Annotated in this window: 19 protein-coding genes; 12 read left to right on the forward strand and 7 right to left on the reverse strand. The window is 43.4% G+C overall.

Annotation, left to right across the window (positions count from 1 at the left end; translation table 11 throughout):
- The first annotated feature begins 23 nt into the window (after nucleotides 1-23).
- From FK220_RS17440 to FK220_RS17470, 7 genes are all read left to right on the forward strand, one after another.
- Nucleotides 24-797 carry a ParA family protein gene (locus FK220_RS17440; protein WP_152575642.1) on the forward strand — a complete coding sequence of 258 codons (774 nt, stop codon included), beginning with the start codon at nucleotides 24-26 and terminating at the stop codon, nucleotides 795-797.
- The gene (locus tag FK220_RS17445) at nucleotides 797-1,699 is read left to right on the forward strand and encodes a ParB/RepB/Spo0J family partition protein (RefSeq protein ID WP_152575643.1); all 903 of its coding nucleotides are present in this window, start codon (nucleotides 797-799) and stop codon (nucleotides 1,697-1,699) included. Before FK220_RS17440 ends, FK220_RS17445 begins: the two co-directional genes overlap by 1 nt.
- Nucleotides 1,692-2,330 carry a DUF5683 domain-containing protein gene (locus FK220_RS17450; protein ID WP_317168346.1) on the forward strand — a complete coding sequence of 213 codons (639 nt, stop codon included), beginning with the start codon at nucleotides 1,692-1,694 and terminating at the stop codon, nucleotides 2,328-2,330. Before FK220_RS17445 ends, FK220_RS17450 begins: the two co-directional genes overlap by 8 nt.
- A 50-nt stretch (nucleotides 2,331-2,380) precedes the next feature.
- The gene (dapB, locus tag FK220_RS17455; RefSeq protein ID WP_152575644.1) at nucleotides 2,381-3,079 is read left to right on the forward strand and encodes a 4-hydroxy-tetrahydrodipicolinate reductase; all 699 of its coding nucleotides are present in this window, start codon (nucleotides 2,381-2,383) and stop codon (nucleotides 3,077-3,079) included.
- A 79-nt stretch (nucleotides 3,080-3,158) separates the two neighbouring features.
- Complete coding sequence (gene lepB / locus FK220_RS17460) at nucleotides 3,159-4,865, forward strand: signal peptidase I (protein WP_152575645.1); 1,707 nt, start codon at nucleotides 3,159-3,161, stop codon at nucleotides 4,863-4,865.
- Nucleotides 4,866-4,945: 80 nt separating this feature from the next.
- On the forward strand, nucleotides 4,946-5,578 hold the full coding sequence (locus tag FK220_RS17465) for a WbqC family protein (protein WP_152575646.1): 633 nt from the start codon (nucleotides 4,946-4,948) through the stop codon (nucleotides 5,576-5,578).
- The gene (locus tag FK220_RS17470; protein WP_152575647.1) at nucleotides 5,571-5,894 is read left to right on the forward strand and encodes a DUF6122 family protein; all 324 of its coding nucleotides are present in this window, start codon (nucleotides 5,571-5,573) and stop codon (nucleotides 5,892-5,894) included. Before FK220_RS17465 ends, FK220_RS17470 begins: the two co-directional genes overlap by 8 nt.
- Here the strand turns inward: FK220_RS17470 and FK220_RS17475 are convergent.
- The 6 genes from FK220_RS17475 to FK220_RS17500 form a co-directional block, all read right to left on the reverse strand.
- Nucleotides 5,871-6,899, reverse strand: a complete 1,029-nt coding sequence (locus FK220_RS17475) for an endonuclease/exonuclease/phosphatase family protein (protein ID WP_238719092.1) — start codon at nucleotides 6,897-6,899, stop codon at nucleotides 5,871-5,873. The genes FK220_RS17470 and FK220_RS17475 overlap by 24 nt on opposite strands.
- Nucleotides 6,900-6,912: 13 nt before the next feature.
- The gene (locus FK220_RS17480) at nucleotides 6,913-7,788 is read right to left on the reverse strand and encodes a rhomboid family protein (protein ID WP_152575649.1); all 876 of its coding nucleotides are present in this window, start codon (nucleotides 7,786-7,788) and stop codon (nucleotides 6,913-6,915) included.
- A 1-nt stretch (nucleotide 7,789) separates the two neighbouring features.
- Nucleotides 7,790-8,533, reverse strand: coding sequence for a rhomboid family intramembrane serine protease (locus tag FK220_RS17485; protein ID WP_152575650.1), 744 nt, complete (start codon nucleotides 8,531-8,533; stop codon nucleotides 7,790-7,792).
- Nucleotides 8,534-10,408 (reverse strand): DNA mismatch repair endonuclease MutL, encoded by a 1,875-nt coding sequence (gene mutL, locus FK220_RS17490; protein ID WP_152575651.1) that lies wholly within the window; start codon nucleotides 10,406-10,408, stop codon nucleotides 8,534-8,536.
- A 487-nt stretch (nucleotides 10,409-10,895) separates the two neighbouring features.
- Nucleotides 10,896-11,378, reverse strand: a complete 483-nt coding sequence (gene ribH, locus FK220_RS17495; protein WP_152575653.1) for a 6,7-dimethyl-8-ribityllumazine synthase — start codon at nucleotides 11,376-11,378, stop codon at nucleotides 10,896-10,898.
- Nucleotides 11,378-12,145, reverse strand: coding sequence for a tetratricopeptide repeat protein (locus tag FK220_RS17500; RefSeq protein ID WP_152575654.1), 768 nt, complete (start codon nucleotides 12,143-12,145; stop codon nucleotides 11,378-11,380). The genes ribH and FK220_RS17500 overlap by 1 nt, the downstream gene beginning before the upstream one ends.
- Before the next feature lie 126 nt (nucleotides 12,146-12,271).
- Here FK220_RS17500 and recF point away from each other — a divergent pair, with 126 nt between their 5' ends.
- From recF to FK220_RS17525, 5 genes are all read left to right on the forward strand, one after another.
- Nucleotides 12,272-13,351 carry a DNA replication/repair protein RecF gene (gene recF / locus FK220_RS17505; RefSeq protein WP_152575655.1) on the forward strand — a complete coding sequence of 360 codons (1,080 nt, stop codon included), beginning with the start codon at nucleotides 12,272-12,274 and terminating at the stop codon, nucleotides 13,349-13,351.
- A gap of 1 nt (nucleotide 13,352) precedes the next feature.
- Complete coding sequence (locus FK220_RS17510; RefSeq protein WP_152575656.1) at nucleotides 13,353-13,772, forward strand: hypothetical protein; 420 nt, start codon at nucleotides 13,353-13,355, stop codon at nucleotides 13,770-13,772.
- Nucleotides 13,772-14,068, forward strand: coding sequence for a DUF721 domain-containing protein (locus FK220_RS17515; RefSeq protein ID WP_152575657.1), 297 nt, complete (start codon nucleotides 13,772-13,774; stop codon nucleotides 14,066-14,068). The genes FK220_RS17510 and FK220_RS17515 overlap by 1 nt, the downstream gene beginning before the upstream one ends.
- Nucleotide 14,069: 1 nt before the next feature.
- Nucleotides 14,070-14,639, forward strand: coding sequence for a Crp/Fnr family transcriptional regulator (locus FK220_RS17520; RefSeq protein WP_152575658.1), 570 nt, complete (start codon nucleotides 14,070-14,072; stop codon nucleotides 14,637-14,639).
- Nucleotides 14,640-14,700: 61 nt separating this feature from the next.
- Nucleotides 14,701-15,114 (forward strand): SRPBCC domain-containing protein, encoded by a 414-nt coding sequence (locus FK220_RS17525; protein ID WP_152575659.1) that lies wholly within the window; start codon nucleotides 14,701-14,703, stop codon nucleotides 15,112-15,114.
- 221 nt (nucleotides 15,115-15,335) lie between these two features.
- Here FK220_RS17525 and FK220_RS17530 read toward each other — a convergent pair whose 3' ends face one another.
- Nucleotides 15,336-15,755: a nucleoside-diphosphate kinase gene (locus tag FK220_RS17530; RefSeq protein ID WP_152575660.1), complete on the reverse strand. Its 420-nt coding sequence runs from the start codon at nucleotides 15,753-15,755 to the stop codon at nucleotides 15,336-15,338.
- Between the last annotated feature and the right edge of the window lie 131 nt (nucleotides 15,756-15,886).

Below are 15,886 nucleotides of genomic sequence, written 5' to 3' on the forward strand. Positions count from 1 at the left end.
TTACCCCCTAACTTACTAGGATAATGGGCAAGATTATTGCTATTGCGAATCAGAAGGGGGGGGTAGGAAAAACAACCACGACAGTTAATTTGGCAGCTTCTCTCGGGGTGTTGGAAAAGAAGGTCCTTTTAATCGATGCAGATCCACAGGCGAATGCTACCTCAGGGATGGGTATCGATGTGGACAATGTAGAACTGGGCACATATCAGCTATTGGAGCATACGAAAAGCGCTTTGGAGACCATCGTAAAAACCGATTCCCCTAACGTCTACCTTATTCCTGCCCATATCGATTTGGTGGCCATAGAAATCGAACTGGTCGATAAGGACCAACGGGAGTATATGATGAAACAGGCCATTGTGGAGTTGAAGAATACCTACGATTATATTTTGATAGACTGTGCTCCCTCTTTGGGTTTACTAACCTTAAATGCGCTCACCGCGGCCGATTCGGTAATTATCCCTATCCAGTGTGAATATTTTGCATTGGAGGGCTTGGGAAAATTGTTGAATACAATTAAAAGCGTTCAAAAAATACACAACCCGGATTTGGATATCGAAGGCATGTTGCTCACCATGTTCGATTCGAGATTAAGACTTTCTAACCAAGTAGTGGAAGAAGTGCGTAAACACTTTGCCGACATGGTCTTTAATACCATTATTCAACGAAATGTACGCCTAAGCGAAGCACCCAGTTATGGGGAAAGCATCATAAAATATGACGCGAGCAGCAAAGGGGCCGAAAACTATCTGAATCTCGCCAATGAAATGGTGAAACGCAACAAGGAGAAAGTATAATGGCGAAGGCTACAAAAAAACAAGCGCTTGGCCGAGGCTTGTCGGCCCTGTTAAAAGATCCGGAAAACGATATCCAATCCGCCTCCGATAAAAATGCCGACAAGGTAGTAGGAAATATTGTCGAACTTGATTTGGACACGATCGAGGTGAATCCCTTTCAGCCACGTTCAAACTTCAATGACGAGGCCTTGAGGGAACTGGCTACCAGTATTAGGGAATTGGGGGTCATACAACCCATTACCGTCCGAAAAATCGATTTCAACAAATACCAGTTAGTGTCAGGTGAACGTAGGTTCCGAGCCTCCAAACTGGTAGGCCTGGCCACCATACCTTCCTATATCCGGATAGCGAATGACCAAGAGTCGCTGGAAATGGCTTTGGTAGAAAACATACAGCGCCAAGACCTCGACCCCATCGAGATTGCCTTAAGCTACCAACGATTAATCGACGAAATCGAATTGACCCAAGAGAAGTTGAGCGACCGAGTCGGCAAAAAAAGATCGACCATCACCAATTACCTCAGGTTGCTGCGGTTAGACCCTATCATCCAAACAGGAATCCGCGACGGATTTGTAACTATGGGGCATGGAAGGGCCTTGGTGAATATCGAAAAAAAGGAGGACCAAATCTCATTATACGAGCGTATTGTGGGCGATAATTTATCGGTACGGGATACTGAAAAGGCCGTAAAGGCCTATCATGAAGGGTCGGCTACCAAGAAAACATCGCCAAAATCCGATCAGGGGGCAGCGTTCGTGAAATCAGGAACCAATGCCTTGACCGAACGACTTTCGGTGAAGGTGGCCATTCAGGCCAACCCAAAAGGAAAAGGCAAGATTACCATTCCTTTCCACTCAGAAGAGGAATTCAACCGAATTAAAAAATTGATCATAGGTGAGTAACAACCTATATATCAAAATCTTACTGCTACTTCTGCCTCTAGGGCTTTTAGCACAGGAAAAGGAACCCCAGGACCGGGAGGTTGACTCCCTGCAGAACGATTTGAAGAAAAAGGGTATCGTGGTGCAGGATTCCGTAATAGAAAAAAGAAAACCCATAAATCCCTTGGCCCCAAGCCGAGCGGCTTTCTACTCGGCGGTGCTTCCAGGAATGGGACAAATCTATAACAAACGGTATTGGAAAGTTCCTATTATTTACGGGGTACTGGGTGCCGGAGTCTATATTTACAACTGGAACGATGAACGCTATGACCGTTTTCGAACAGCTTTTAAAAGAAGACAAGCTGGTTTTATCGATGACGAATTCTATGATCCCAACGGGGACGGCTCTGGACCTGATTTCGACGATGATGTCCTTCAAGACCAACAAGAACGATTCCAACGAGATCGTGACTTGGCCTTGGTAATTACCATCGGACTATATATCCTAAACATTGTCGATGCCAACGTAGATGCACATTTAAAACAATTCAACATCAGCGATGACCTTAGTTTTGATGTACAACCATTTTTGGAGCTTAATACCGTTGACCAAAATCCAAATTATGGGATGGCTTTTGTTATCAAGTTCTGAATGTGTAATAGGAATCTTGGTTTTTTAATAATACAGAGATACATTTATTCATGAATATTGGGCTTTTCGGATATGGGAAAATGGGAAAGATAATCGAGCAAGTCGCCATTGATCGAGGGCACTACATTGTAGCGAAAATCGATGTGGATACCAAGGAAATCGATTTTTCCGAAATGGACGTGGCCATCGATTTCAGTACGCCCGATGCCGCCTTTGGGAACATTTCCAAAAGTCTTGAAAAAGGTATCCCCGTAATTTCAGGCACCACTGGATGGTTAGACCGGTACGATGAAGCGGTAAAGATTTGCGAGAAACGGCAAGGAGCGTTTATTTATGCCTCCAACTTCAGTTTAGGGGTGAATGTTTTTTTTGAACTCAATGCCCATTTGGCAAAAATGATGGGAAATCTGAAAGAGTACGCCGTCTCCATGGAAGAGATTCACCACGACCAAAAACTCGATGCCCCAAGTGGTACCGCCATTACCTTGGCCGAGGGAATTATGGCGAATACCGACTACGGCAAATGGACCTCTGGAAAAGCGGAAAAAGATGAAATTCCCATCAGCTCGAAACGCACGGGGTCGGTCCCGGGAACCCATATCATCGATTATAGTAGTTCCGTAGATAGTATCGAAATAAAGCATACTGCCCACAACAGGGAAGGTTTCGCACTGGGAGCGGTCATTGCCGCAGAATGGATTGTAGGCAAAACAGGGGTATTCGACATGAAGGATGTGTTGGGTCTATAAGCGGCGATACTAAATAATTTAATTCAAACGTTCTCTTACATCGTGAGGAACAGACAACCAAACACGAAGAATTAGTCATATGGACGGAACACAGTGGATCATATTTATCATCATAGTACAGGTCATCCATTTTTTAGGGACTTGGAAACTATACGTAAAGGCGGGAAGAAAAGCATGGGAGGCAGCTATTCCCATCTACAACGCCATTGTCTTAATGCAAATTATCAATAGGCCTAGATGGTGGGTTGTTTTGCTCTTTATACCGATTATTAACCTGTTAATGTTTCCGGTAGTTTGGGTCGAGACCATTCGCAGTTTCGGACGAAACACCCTCTTGGAAACCTGGTTGGTCATCCTCACCCTAGGATTTTACATTTATTACATTAACTACGCCCTCGACGTGAAATACGTCGAAGATCGTAGTTTACATCCCAAAACTGGTTTAGGCGAATGGGTAAGCTCCATTGTATTTGCGGTAGTGGCCGCTACCCTGGTGCATACCTATTTTATCCAACCGTATGTAATTCCCACCCCATCCCTTGAACGAACTTTGCGCGTCGGGGATCTCCTGTTCGTAAGCAAGTTTCACTTTGGGGCACGTACTCCGATGACGACGATCGCCGCACCAATGGTACACGATACCTTACCGGGACTCGGTATAAAATCATACCTGAAGAAACCGCAATTGCCCTATTTTCGACTACCGGGATTTACCAAGGTCGACCGAAACGATATTGTGGTATTCAGTTGGCCTGCCGACACAGTTCGACAGTTCTTTAAAAAGGAAAAAGGAGTCATCAAACCCATCGATAAAAAATCGAACTACGTAAAGCGTTGTGTCGGTATCCCGGGAGATTCCTTAGAGGTAATCGATGGTTATGTATATGTGAATGGGGAACGATTGAAACTTTCCGATCGGGCGAAACCGCAATTCGAGTATATGATCTATGCCAATAAAGGGGTCTCGTCAAATCTATTAAAAGAAATTGGCGTAAGTGGCTTTCAAAGAAAGTACATCACTCCACAAATAAGCCAGCAACAAGCAGAGGCTTTGCAAAAGCACGTGCTGGGGTTCAACAGGCGTCCCGACGGACAAATAGAGATATATACCAAAGAGGCGGGTATATCAGTGGAGCTGATGAGAAGGCTCAATTTGTCTTTAAAGGAAGAGACCGGAAGACAACGGCAGGCACCCCTCACAGACGAAATGGTCGCAAGACTTAAGAACGATTCCTCTATCGACTCGGTGGTACGCATTATCCAACCCAAAGGCCAAAGGGGTACAAACCTTTTTCCACAAAGTCCCGATTATCCATGGAACTATAGTCAAATGGGGCCAATTTACATTCCCGAAAAGGGGAAGACCGTTCCCTTGAACTTAAAGGTCTTACCACTTTATAAAAAAATCATTCAAGATTATGAGGGAAATACCATCAGTGTTTCAGGTAATCAAATCAGTCTGAACGGTGGGGTGGTAGACTCCTATACGTTCAAGCAGGATTATTATTGGATGATGGGTGATAATCGGGATCATTCCGAGGACAGCCGAGCCTGGGGCTATGTTCCTGAAAACCATATTGTAGGTACCCCGATATTCATTTGGCTCAGCTTCGATAATTTCAATGATGGCATTCTGAACTGGCGGCCCCGATGGGACCGGATTTTTACCACTGTTCACGGAGAGGGCGAGCCCCGTTCCTACTTCAGGCACTTTCTGGTTGCACTCGCCGCCTACTTCGTTGGAAGCTGGTTTTGGCGCCGAAGAAAACAAAAAAGTAAACAGTAGCCAATCGCGGCAGGAAGAACCAAGCCAAAAAAATACCTGTTGCCTCTTTCTACCTAGTTTTTGAATCAGTAATCGATACCTTGAAAGTCTTACTCCATCCCGCTTATTTTCCCAATATTGCTACCACTGCTGTCATGGTTCAAAACGAGGCATATTGGGAAGTATGGGATAGTTTTCAAAAACAAACCTATCGCAACCGCTGTCATATCTGTACCGACTTGGGAAGACACTTACTCAGCATCCCCATTCGGCATGTAGGTGGTACGCATGGTAGGCAATTATATAAGGATGTTAGAATCGATAATTCGTATCCGTGGCAACGACAGCACTGGCGCACCTTGGAGACCGCTTATAGAACCTCGCCATTTTTCGAATTTTATGAAGACGACTTGTTACCCTTGTTCAAAACAGAACACGAATTTCTGCTAGATTTGAACCTCAAGACCATATTCCTGATTTGTGAATGTTTGCAGATAGCGCCTCCTTTGGCCAAAACGGAATCCTATCAAACGAATCCTAAATCTTATAGGGATGCCCGTTTTTTGGTAAATGCCAAGAAAAGCATTGACCTTAGTCAAGAGCCCTATGTGCAGGTTTTTGGTGACCGGCATGGTTTTGTGGGGAACACCAGCGTGCTGGACTTGCTATTCAACGAGGGCCCTAACGCACTATCCTATCTAAAAGCCCAACCAACCAGTTTTTTAAATGGATAGGTTTCTCATTCACTATGGTATACATTTTATCGTTCCTTTGGCTATCGCTTTCCTACTATTCAAGGAACACAAAGTAAAGGTACTGCTCATACTATGGACGGGAATCCTGATCGATATAGACCATCTGCTGGCGACCCCCATTTTCGACCCGAATCGCTGTAGTGTAGGCTTTCATCCTTTGCATACCTATTGGGCGATGACGGTCTATCTTTTTTTGTTCCTGATGCGGAAAACTAGAATTATAGGGCTGGCATTGATTCTGCATATCATAGCGGATTCGGTAGATTGTTCCCTATTGTTCCTTCAATCGAAATGAGGCCATAATCGGAAAGTGATCGGAAAATGGTAGGTTGTAGTTCTTGTGGGCACGAACTTCAAAAGCCGGATCAGCCAGAATGAAATCGATACGAAAGGGGAAGCCCAAAAAGCTATAAGTACTACCCAAACCTTTTCCCTTTTCATTAAATGTATCTTGCATATCCCCTTTAATGAGCCGATAGGGGTTTGAAAACTGTGTGTTATTAAAATCGCCGCACACAATGGTCTTATATGAATTATTTTCCTGGAGACCATTAAAAATTTCGGCCTGTTCCTGCTGTTTTCTGAAGGCCCCTCTAAGTCTGCCATATAATCTCAGGTATGGTTCATCTATAATGGTCTCCTTATTCGGGGTAACCCCCATCGATTCCATGTGCAAACTATAAACTCTGATGGTATCATTTTTATAGGTTATATCGGCATAAACACCCATGTTAAACGAATTAGGAAATTTCAGGTTTCCTTCGGCAATTATAGGGTATTTTGAAAAAACACCCAATACAGACTTTTTAAAACCATCAATTTTGGAATTGCTTACATAAGAATAGGGATACTGATCGAGCAGCTCATGGTATCGATGGGAAAATTCTTGAAAACAAATGATATCTGGACTTTTCCTTTTTGTGAAACTAATGATACTATCACCTACATTACCTTCACCATAAATCCGTCCATACTTATTGAAACCCTGTGCATTATAACTCAGGACTGTAAGGTCTTCTTCATTTATTTCGTATTCCGATAGTTTGATTTTGAAAAAACCTCCCAGCGTGAAATAACTAAATACAACCGGTATGAGAGAAAGTAAAAATCGCTTTTTTCTTGCGATTAACCAGTATACGGCGAACAACAGATTTACCGTTAACCAAATGGGAGTGCCTAATCCCAATGGGGCAAGATAGGGAATCGTAGTGGCAGGCACATGTATCGATACATAGGCCAAAACCAACAACAAGGCAAAGAATACATTGAGTGCCAAAGCAATTTTATTGAATCTTGCCAATCGTTTCAAAATTTCAATCTTCTTTGCCTGCTTTAAACAAAAAATCTTTTTCTTCCTTGGAGAGACTCTCGTAACCCGATTTACTTATTTTATCCAATATAGCATCTATTTTACGTTGACGACTTTCCCTGTCGTAGTCTACTCTTTTCCTTGTCGAAGGTTCTTTTTTCTTTTTATAGACCGTCTTCATTGGTGCTTTTTTTTCCTTGGCTTTAAAAAGATTCGCAAAACCATCGAGCATTTTGGCGAAGCCTTCCCCGATATCCCTTCCGTTAATCAATTGTCTCGCGTACATGTAGCCCAAGAATGCACCTCCCAAATGCGCCAAATGACCCCCGGCATTTCCGCTCCCCATTTGAATTAAATCCAGCATTACCACCACCAAACCGATCACCCATAACTTCACATTGAAAAAAATAAGACGAACCTCTTGGTTGGGAATATAGGCACAGACGAATATCAATATGGCCATCACTCCTGCCGAAGCACCGATAAGGGCGGTATTCGCGGCATAAAAAACGGGGAAGATATTATAACTGAGAAGAAATACGGCACCCCCTGAAATGACTCCGAGAAAGTAGATGTTGACGAACTTTCTGCTCCCGAAAAGGTTCAGCAAAATGCGTGACGAAAAATAGAGCAGTAACATATTCCAAAATATATGTCCGAAACTGCCGTGAAAAAAAGCGTAGGTAATCAAGGACCAAGGTTGTGAAATAAAGGTGGAAAGGTATTTGGGAAGTTCGAACCACTGAACGATACTATTGTTCGATAGCTTGAAGAAAAAGGGCACCAACAGGTTCACCAAAAAAATCGCTACATTGATTACGATGAGCTTTTCCGCAATGCTCAATCTAGCATACTGATATCGTAGGCCTCCACTGCTCATTTTAATTCCATCTTTTGTCGTTAAACTGATTCTTTTTCCAATACCACATGATGAGAAATCCAAAAATAGCGCCTCCGACATGGGCCATGTAAGCCGTATTACTGGGACTAAAAAAAGACTGCCCTGTCAAGGCCGAAATAACATCCAGTAAGATAATCCCCGGAATAAAATATTTGGCCTTTATAGGGATCGGTAAAAAAATCATCATCAACTGGGCATTGGGATTCATGGTGCCGAAAGCGGCCAAAATCCCCATGATACATCCCGATGCCCCCACCATGGAGGCATTATAAATTGGAAAAATAGCCCTTAGATTATCAATTTGAGCGGTACTCAAGGCATCCGAAGCTTGATTCGTGGTCAGCATCCGTACAATTTGATCTCCATTCAATCCAGAACCAATCAAATTCGAATAAGTAGGAAAGTACTCAAAATAGTAATACCCCAATTGAAACAGAACCGCACCCAATCCGGCGGAGAAATAAATAAACAAAAACTTTTTCATCCCCAGACTTCGCTCCACCGGTGTCCCGAACATCCACAAAGCAAACATGTTAAAACCGATATGCGCGAAACCACCATGCATGAACATATGGGTCAACACTTGCCAAATGGCAAAATTTTCATTCTTCGGAAACCAAAGTGCAAACCATTGGTACATTACCTCTCCGTACAAGGAGGTTGCCACAAAAAATAGGACGTTTACAATCAGTAAATGTTTTACCCCTTCGGTGAGTCTTCCCATCTAAATAAATTTTTTATCGATCTCATTTTCGGTGATAGTAATATATATGGGTTTGTTAAACGGACTCACCATGGGTTCTTTGCATGCAAATAGGTCGTTTACCAAAGCTAATTGGGAAGCACTTTCCAAAACCTCCCCCGTTTTAACCGCCAAGGTTTTAGCCAATGTTTTGGAGAGGATATCTGTTTGGGAAAAACTTCCATTCCCCACTTCCAACTGGCAATCGGCAATCAGCTGATCCAAGACCATACCCACCTCGCTTTCGGGAACTAGTAAGGGAACACCGCTTACCTGCACCAACTCCTCCGTAATTTTATCGAAAACAAAACCTATGGCAACCAAAGTGTCTTTTATATCTTTCAAAACTACAACATCGGTCTTCGAAAAGGAAAGCGACAAAGGAAATAACAGTTGCTGGCTTACCGCTTGCTTTACCGTACTGTTTTTGAGAAATTTTTCATACAGTACTCGCTGATGTGCCCGACTTTGATCGATAACGAGCATACCCGATTTTATGGTAGTTACAATATATTTTCTTCTCAATTGAAAAGTGGTGGCAATGGAATGGGTCGTGTCGGCTTGCCCTTCAAAAATGGACCCGGTGATACTATCCGATTCGAACCGTAAGTTACCAAAATTAGTTTCCTCGCTTCCCATGTCAGATTTCAGCCCCACGTATAAACCTTCCCAATTTGCCGCCCCTCGGCCAGTTCCAGCGACCGCCCCTAATTGATATGTCTTGGTAGCAACCTCTTTATTTCCCGATTCGACAAAAGGGTTGAAAGAGGGGTCGACGGTAATTTTCGGTATCGTTGCGCTTTTGTCCTTGTAGGAATAAGGCGTGGCTAGATTTTGATCGGTCTCAAAATCCAGGGCGGGCACTACATTGAACTGGCCCAAGCTATGTTTGATGGTAGAGCGCAATATGGCATAAAGCGTATGTTCGTCATCGAACTTTACCTCTGTTTTAGTAGGGTGGATATTGATATCTATAGAACCGGGATCTACCTGCAGATATAAAAAGTAGCCAGGATGGCAGTCAGGTTTCACCAAACCTTCGAATGCGGCAAGCACGGCATGATGCAGATACGGACTTTTTATAAAACGATCGTTCACGAAAAAGAACTGCTCGCCCCTACTCTTTTTTGCAAATTCGGGTTTATTGATGAATCCTGAAATCTTGACTACCTGGGTCTCTTCCTGAACCGGGACTAATTTTTGATTTGTCTTACTACCAAATACGTGAACGATTCGCTGTCGTAAATTACATTTGGGCAATCCGAACAGTTCGCTCCCGTTTACGTAGTAATGAAATGAAATCTGTGGATGTGCCAAGGCCACACGGTGAAATTCATCGGTAATATGCCGAAGCTCTACCTGATTTGATTTTAAAAAATTTCGGCGCGCGGGAATATTGAAAAACAAATGTTTAACCGATATGGATGTTCCTTTTGGTACCACTTGGACCTCTTGGAAAATGATTTTGCTTCCTTCGATCTTTAAATGGGTACCCAACTCGGCCTCTTCGGGCTTTGTTTGCATCTCTACATGGGCAATAGCGGCAATAGAGGCTAATGCCTCCCCGCGAAAACCCTTGGTCGAAAGTTTAAAAAGGTCTTCGGCCCGGTTTATTTTGGAAGTCGCGTGGCGCTCAAAACTCAAACGGGCATCGGTCTCGCTCATTCCAGACCCATCGTCTACGACCTGTATAAGGGTCTTGCCGCCATCCTTAATAATCAACTTTATAGTTTCCGCGCCTGCATCGATAGCGTTTTCCAACAACTCTTTCACAACGGAAGCAGGCCGTTGTACCACTTCTCCCGCCGCAATTTGATTCGCAACATGGTCTGGCAAAAGTTTAATGATATCTGCCATTATTTCGGTAGGAATATTGAGAGGTCAAAATCGATGATGTAGAGAAAAATAAGTACAAGGATGGAAAAAATAATAAGAAATCTAATTTTGAGATTCCGATCTCCCTCACGTCGCAGGTCAGCCATGGCCGATCCCAATTTGCGCTTTAATCCTCGTTGATTGCCAACTGTAGTCCGATACTTGTCGAACCTGTTCTCAAACTTAAAAGGACTTTCCCCTGTTTCGCTTTTGTAATAACGCGGGGTATAACCGAACGTTCTATTCTTCTTTAGCTTTGTTATTTTATCAAAAACCCCCATAACTTCAAAGTTACTTAAAATCAAAAAATATGCCGTAAACGGATTGCCAATTTTTGTTAACAGGAGTCAAGCCGTACAGGTCTGAAGTTTGGGTTGGGGAAAGACTCTTATTGCGGTGCGACCTTCTAGGAAATACAGCTGAAAATCGATTGTTCCTGTAGATGGCGGTATGGGCATGCGCGATGGTACTACGTTCCCAGCACCGCCATTTGAATGGCTGCTATGGCGGCCTCGGTTCCCTTATTACCGTGCTTTCCACCACTGCGGTCCTTGGCCTGCTGCAAGGTGTTGTCGGTTAGTACGCAAAAAATCACCGGTGTATCGAAATGCACGTTCAGGTCCTTGATTCCCTGTGCAACGGCACTACAAACAAAATCAAAGTGCTTCGTTTCACCTTGAATGACACTGCCGATAGCAATAACCGCATCTACCTGTTGGGTAGTCAACATTTTTTTACAACCGAAGGTCAATTCAAAACTTCCCGGTACGTTCCAGCGACGAATATTTTCGGTCTTTGCCCCACAGTCCATCAAAGCTTCGCGGGCACCTTTAAAAAGAGCCTCCGTAATCTCGTGGTTCCATTCCGAAACAACAATCCCAAACCGGAGGTGCTCCGCGCTTGGGATTATTGTTTTATCGTATACCGATAAATTCTTATTCTCTGTGGCCATTATTGTCCGCTTTTGGCCATACCGATAAAGGCATCGATGCTCTTTGCCTCGTCCGAACCTGAAAACTCGTCCTTGATTTTTTGAAAATACTGTACGGCCTTATCGTTTTGACCTAATTCCATAGCCGTGATACCGGCCTTATAAAGGTATTTGGGTGTGGTGTAGTCATTGGTGCTATGTGCAAGCGCCTCCTCATAGTAGCCCAGAGCCTCAGCAGGCTGGTTCAACTGCATAAAGGCATCCCCTAATCCGCCTTTGGCCATAGCGCCTAAGATGGCATCGTCGGAAGAGAAATCACTGAGGTGGGTAATCGCTTCCTGATACTTTTGCATATTCAAATAAGCCATTCCGGCGGAGTAGTTGGCCAAATTTGCCGCTTTGGTACCTGGATATTCATCGATGATATCCAAGAAACCATATTTGCCCTCTGCCCCGTTCAAAGCCAAATTATAAAGGGAATCTTTCTCGCTCGTTGCGTTCAACGCCTGATCAAAATACTGCTGCGGATAATACAATTCATTGGCGGCATTGGCATCTTTCGGTTTTTGGACGAACTGATTGTACGCTAGAAAACCCAAAAGGGCAACGGCAATCACACCGATAACCCCCAAAATATAGTTTTGATTCTTGGAAACCCAAGCTTCGGTCTTCGAGGCTCCCTCGTCCAAAGAACTAAAAACCTCAGCGGTAGTACTTTCCTGCTCATCGAATCGCTGTTCCTCTCCCTTATTTTTCGGCTTGTAGCCCCGCTTCTTGTATGTTGCCATTCTATTTTTTTATTGATCGCGCAAAAATAAAGTTTTTATCCAAAACCAAAAGGGTATTTATTCGTTATTTTTGGATATTTTACCAGATAGCACGGTACGTAAATCCTTAAACTCGACCGAACAAGAATGTTTCTGAAAAAGTTATCACTTGTCAATTACAAAAACTTTGAATCACGGGAATTCGAATTCGATCGTAAAATCAATTGCTTTGTCGGATCGAACGGTATCGGAAAAACGAATATACTTGATTCGATCTATCACCTTTCGTTCGGCAAAAGTTACTTTAATCCTCTAGCCACCCAGAACGTACGGCACGGAGCGGATTTTTTCGTAATCGAGGGGGAATTTGAAAAGAACGGTCGCGAAGAAAAAATCGTTTGTAGCTTTAAGAAAAGTACCAAGAAAATCATCAAAAGAAACGGGAAAACCTACGACAAACTATCCGACCATATTGGTTTTCTGCCCCTTGTCATTATTTCTCCCGCAGATAGGGACTTAATTATGGAAGGAAGCGAAACCAGAAGAAAATTCATCGATGGGGTTATTTCGCAATCCGACAAAGCCTATCTTCAAGATCTTATCAAATACAATAAAGTGCTCGCACAGCGAAATTCCCTTCTCAAGTATTTTGCACTCAATCATACCTTTGACCTGGACACCCTATCGGTTTACAACGGGCAGTTACATGAATACGGATCTGAAATTTTTAAAAAACGGGTCGCTTTTCTTAAAGTATTTGCCCCTATCTTTCAGGAGCAGTACGGCAGCATCTCCGGAGGAGTCGAAGAAGTATCGCTTTCCTATGAGAGCAAAATGTTGGAAGATACGCTGCAATCCTTGTTGGAAAAGAATATAGAGCGGGATCGCGCCTTGCAATATACCGGTGTGGGTATTCACAAAGATGATCTTGGCTTTGAAATCGATGGGCATCCAATCAAAAAATTCGGAAGCCAGGGACAGCAAAAATCGTATTTGATCGCGTTGAAGTTCGCACAGTTTCAGTTTATACAGGAACAGGCAAAAACAACCCCCATTTTGTTGTTGGACGACATTTTTGATAAATTGGATGAGCAGCGCGTAGGCCATATTATTGCGCTGGTCGACGATAAGAACTTTGGACAGCTGTTTATCAGCGATACGCATGCCGAGCGCACCGAAAATGTAATCAAGAACATCCATCAATCCTATAAAATCTTTAAATTGTAGCATGCGGAAATTTCATTATATCGGGTTGTTCTTTGTTGTTGTGGCATGCGTCGATACCATTTCCGAAGGAATCCTCACACGATTGAATGGCTATTGGGAAATCGAAAAAGTGGTATTCCCGGATGGAAATTCAAAGGAATATAAATCGAGTACCACGGTGGATTATATTCAGTTGGAGAACCTCAAGGGTTTCCGCAAAAAGGTACAGCCCAAATTTGATGGCACGTACGACACTTCAAACGATGCGGAGTTATTTACCATAGCGGAACAGGAAGGGAAGTTTCACATCGTATATAAAAACGAAATGAGCGAATGGCGGGAGCGATTGGTCCGATTGGAGGAGAATGCCTTTTCGGTAATTAATGAACAAGGCATCCGATATGATTACAAACGATTTGAACCTATTAAGGTCGATAACTAATGGCAAAAAGAAAAAATGACCATTTAAAGCTTGGGGAGGCCCTTCGTGAATTCATCAACGAGAACAAACTGCAAAGAGGAATAGACAAGGTCGAGGTGCGCAAAGCGTGGACGGCCTTGATGGGTAACGGTGTCAACAACTACACTACCGCGGTGGAACTCCAGCGGGATACCCTTTTTGTTTCGCTTTCCTCTTCGGTACTCCGCGAAGAGCTCAGTCATGGAAAATCGAAAATCATTGCCCTATTGAACGAGGAATTAGGGAAAGATCTTATCAAGAAGTTAGTGCTTCGCTAATATGAACGAGTTACAGGACTATATTATCTCGTATTTCGGCATCCGTTCGGCGGATTTGGGAAAATTGGCACCGCTCTTTGAACAACAAACGCTGGAAAAGGGAGCCTTTTTTGTTGAACAGGGCAGCTACTGCGATGCCTTAAGCTTTGTAAAAGAAGGCCATTTGAGAATATTTGCCGATTCGGAAAGTAAAGAGGTTACCCAATGGATTTCGGTCAAAGGACATTTCATTACGGATTTATCTAGTCTCATTTTTGACACGACCGCACGTTTTAGCATCCAAGCTTTGACCAATTGCCAGTTATATACGATACAAAAATCCAGCTATCGAAGGCTGCATGAGGTAGTCTCCGACTGGCCAAAGCTTGAAAAACTATTTCTGGCCAAATGTTTTATAACCCTGGAGAACCGTGTTTTTAATTTATTATCGCTTTCCGCAACCCAGCGCTACGAGCACTACTTCGAACAGAACAAGGAAGTTTTCAATCAAGTGCCCCTCCAATATATTGCCTCTTTGTTAGGCATGACCCCGGAGACCTTGAGCAGAATTCGAACCAACCACACTTCTTGACATAGATCAAGCGAACCCATTTCGAAATAGTCAATCTTTGTAAGTAATAAAACAAGAAACAATGACTATTCAAACCAGCATCATTATTAGGGCCACTCCCCGAAAAGTTTGGGACCACCTGCTCGATTTCGAATCCTATCCCGCGTGGAATCCGTTCATCACTTCCATAGTCGGAAAGGCCGAGAAGGGGCACCGAATCAAAGTGTATATCAGTGGTATGTCGTTTAAGCCAATGGTTTTGGAAAGTAAAACGGCCAAAGAACTTCGTTGGCGCGGCAGTCTTTGGTTCAAAGGACTCTTTGACGGTGAACACGTTTTTAAAATTCAACAAGTGTCGGATATTGAGGTAGTTTTTAATCACAGCGAGCGTTTCGAAGGAATTTTGGTTCCCCTTTTTAGAAAAAAACTCTTAATTGATACCAAAATGGGGTTTCATGCCATGAACAGCGCACTCAAGAATCTATGTGAATCATAAAAGACATCCCTCTGAAGTACGCCCTTCGTTTAAAACCGGAGTCGGCCCAATCCCAAACCGGGAGAAGTTGTGAACGTGACCCCGATGCGATCGGTCAAGACCGGATCAACCATCCCTGTTGTCGCGGAACCGGCTTTCAGGTAGATCAAGATGGCGGTTCCACTTATAAAAAAGGCCTAGCGTTTTTACGCTAGGCCAACCATTGCTTCTCTGTAAATTTCTTAGTAGACTTCCCTGCCTGAGAAGTGGAAAGCACCTTCGATCGAGGCGTTTTCATCACTATCGGAACCGTGTATCGCATTTTCACCGATATCTTTTGCAAACAGCTTTCGGATGGTTCCTTCCGCCGCCTCTGCCGGGTTCGTAGCTCCAATCAAAGCCCGAAAATCCTCTACCGCGTTATCTTTTTCCAAAATAGCCGAAACGATGGGCCCCCTGGTCATAAAATTGACCAACTCATCGAAAAAGGGACGTTCTTTGTGAATGGCATAAAATTCCTTGGCATCCCTCCTACTGAGTTGGGTGTATTTCATTGCGACGATTTTAAAGCCAGCACTCGTGATTTTCTCCAAAATGGCACCAATATGTCCGTTCTCGACGGCATCGGGCTTTATCATCGTAAAAGTTCTATTTGTAATCATGGTTAAAAAATTTTGCGCAAAAATAAGCTTTTCCCTACAATAGGCAACTATACCAACTTTCGCTTCGTTTTTTTGAAAATCGTTCAACCAAACCCGAAACAGAGCAGAACTTTCCTAGGGCCGGTAATGCC

It is taken from the genome of Pelagihabitans pacificus (assembly GCF_009371985.2).
GTDB classification, from domain to species: domain Bacteria; phylum Bacteroidota; class Bacteroidia; order Flavobacteriales; family Flavobacteriaceae; genus Pelagihabitans; species Pelagihabitans pacificus.

Excerpts from the sequence above, each read along its gene's own strand:
- FK220_RS17485 (WP_152575650.1), bottom strand. The coding sequence starts at position 8,533 with ATGGGAAGACTCACCGAAGGGGTAAAACATTTACTGATTGTAAACGTC.
- FK220_RS17480 (WP_152575649.1), bottom strand. The coding sequence starts at position 7,788 with ATGAGCAGTGGAGGCCTACGATATCAGTATGCTAGATTGAGCATTGCG.
- FK220_RS17525 (WP_152575659.1), top strand. The coding sequence starts at position 14,701 with ATGACTATTCAAACCAGCATCATTATTAGGGCCACTCCCCGAAAAGTT.
- FK220_RS17530 (WP_152575660.1), bottom strand. The coding sequence starts at position 15,755 with ATGATTACAAATAGAACTTTTACGATGATAAAGCCCGATGCCGTCGAG.
- FK220_RS17445 (WP_152575643.1), top strand. The coding sequence starts at position 797 with ATGGCGAAGGCTACAAAAAAACAAGCGCTTGGCCGAGGCTTGTCGGCC.
- FK220_RS17520 (WP_152575658.1), top strand. The coding sequence starts at position 14,070 with ATGAACGAGTTACAGGACTATATTATCTCGTATTTCGGCATCCGTTCG.
- FK220_RS17515 (WP_152575657.1), top strand. The coding sequence starts at position 13,772 with ATGGCAAAAAGAAAAAATGACCATTTAAAGCTTGGGGAGGCCCTTCGT.
- FK220_RS17500 (WP_152575654.1), bottom strand. The coding sequence starts at position 12,145 with ATGGCAACATACAAGAAGCGGGGCTACAAGCCGAAAAATAAGGGAGAG.
- recF (WP_152575655.1), top strand. The coding sequence starts at position 12,272 with ATGTTTCTGAAAAAGTTATCACTTGTCAATTACAAAAACTTTGAATCA.
- FK220_RS17440 (WP_152575642.1), top strand. The coding sequence starts at position 24 with ATGGGCAAGATTATTGCTATTGCGAATCAGAAGGGGGGGGTAGGAAAA.
- FK220_RS17470 (WP_152575647.1), top strand. The coding sequence starts at position 5,571 with ATGGATAGGTTTCTCATTCACTATGGTATACATTTTATCGTTCCTTTG.
- mutL (WP_152575651.1), bottom strand. The coding sequence starts at position 10,408 with ATGGCAGATATCATTAAACTTTTGCCAGACCATGTTGCGAATCAAATT.
- dapB (WP_152575644.1), top strand. The coding sequence starts at position 2,381 with ATGAATATTGGGCTTTTCGGATATGGGAAAATGGGAAAGATAATCGAG.
- FK220_RS17510 (WP_152575656.1), top strand. The coding sequence starts at position 13,353 with ATGCGGAAATTTCATTATATCGGGTTGTTCTTTGTTGTTGTGGCATGC.
- ribH (WP_152575653.1), bottom strand. The coding sequence starts at position 11,378 with ATGGCCACAGAGAATAAGAATTTATCGGTATACGATAAAACAATAATC.
- lepB (WP_152575645.1), top strand. The coding sequence starts at position 3,159 with ATGGACGGAACACAGTGGATCATATTTATCATCATAGTACAGGTCATC.